Source organism: Pseudomonas sp. EGD-AK9 (genome assembly GCF_000465935.2).
GTDB lineage: Bacteria > Pseudomonadota > Gammaproteobacteria > Pseudomonadales > Pseudomonadaceae > Aquipseudomonas.
The window spans coordinates 1-1,292 of sequence record NZ_AVOF01000576.1 but is presented as its reverse complement, the minus strand read 5'-3'; the positions used below and the strand labels follow the sequence as shown (position 1 = coordinate 1,292).

The 1,292-nt window shown below is 70.1% G+C and carries 1 protein-coding gene and 1 pseudogene; one reads left to right on the top strand and one right to left on the bottom strand.

Annotated elements, in window-relative coordinates; translation table 11 throughout:
* Positions 1–190 (top strand): annotated as a pseudogene (locus N878_RS29140) (patatin-like phospholipase family protein); the annotation flags it as partial.
* A 12-nt stretch (positions 191–202) separates the two neighbouring features.
* Here the strand turns inward: N878_RS29140 and N878_RS21075 are convergent.
* A complete protein-coding gene (locus N878_RS21075; protein WP_031303650.1) occupies positions 203–1,057 on the bottom strand; it encodes a pirin family protein in 855 nt (284 codons plus the stop codon).
* Positions 1,058–1,292 lie beyond the last annotated feature (235 nt).

The following is a 1,292-nucleotide window of genomic DNA, read 5'->3' as shown; positions in this document are numbered from 1 at the left end:
GCGGGCGCTGCGCCTGTTCCTGCGCGGGCCGGGGGCGACCAAGGCGGGCGGCGCCGGGGTGCTCAGCTACCTGCTGTTCGAGCCCGGCTACTGCAGCGAGCTGATCGAGCTGGGCTACCAGGACGCCATGGCGCGCAAGGCCGACCTGTGCGCCTTTCTCGGCCTGGCCGAGGTGGCGCAGCCGGCCTGACACTGCGCCGGATCAGGCCAGCACGCCGTCGCGGAAATCGCGCAGGGCCTGCTCGATCTCCTCGCGGCTGTTCATCACGAACGGGCCGTACTGCACGATGGGCTCGTGCAGCGGCGTGCCGGCGATCAGCAGCACCCGTGCGCCCTGGGCGCTGGCCAGATGCAATTCACCCGCGTCGGACAGCCGCACCAGGCGTCCGGCGCTGACGGGTTGCGCGCCGGCCTCGGGCAGTTCGAGCAAGCCTTCATAGACGTACAGCATCACCCGCTGGCCGTCGGCCAGGCGCGGGGCGATCCGGCTGCCGGGCGGCAGGTGCAGGTCGAACAGCTGCGGCTGGGTGTGCGGGCGCTGCACGGCGCCGGCCTGGCGGAGCTGGCCGTCGTCGAACTGGCCGGCGATCACCACCACCTCGACGCCGCCTGCCGTGGTCAGGCGCGGAATCTCCTCGGCCGGAATATCGCGGTAGCCGGGGTCGCCCAGTTTGTCCCTGGCCGGCAGGTTGAGCCACAGCTGGAAACCGCGCATGGCGCCGGACTCCTGTTCGGGCATCTCGCTGTGGACGATGCCGCGCGCGGCGGTCATCCACTGCACGCCGCCCGTGCCGAGCAGGCCGACGTTGCCCAGGTGGTCCTCATGGCGCATGCGTCCTTCGAGCATATAGGTGATGGTCTCGAAGCCGCGGTGCGGGTGCGGCGGGAAGCCGGCGATGTAGTCGTCCGGGTCGCTGCTGGAGAACTCGTCGAGCATCAGGAAGGGATCGAAGCGCTCCAGGCCGGGGCCACCGATCACCCGGTTGAGGCGCACGCCGGCGCCGTCCGAGGCCGGCTGGCCGGGTTGGATGCTGAGGATGCGGCGGGCTTGGATCATGGTGTGGACTCCGTCGGTCGAGGCGATGGAGATCATGCTACGCCGATCTTGTCGATCAAATGCCGCAAGTTTTGCGGGCTATTGATCGATCTTTTCGATGTTTCAGTGGGCGGGGCAGGGGCTGGCCGGGCGGCTTTCGCCGGGCAGTTCGAAGTCCTCGATCAGCTGGCAGATGGCCTGGCCGTCGGCCGCGCATTGCGGCCGCGCGGCCCAGTCGGCGAGGGCGCGCTGCATC

What these genes read in the sequence shown, in the direction of transcription:
- N878_RS21075 (WP_031303650.1), bottom strand. Translation starts at nt 1,057, where the DNA reads ATGATCCAAGCCCGCCGCATCCTCAGCATCCAACCCGGCCAGCCGGCC.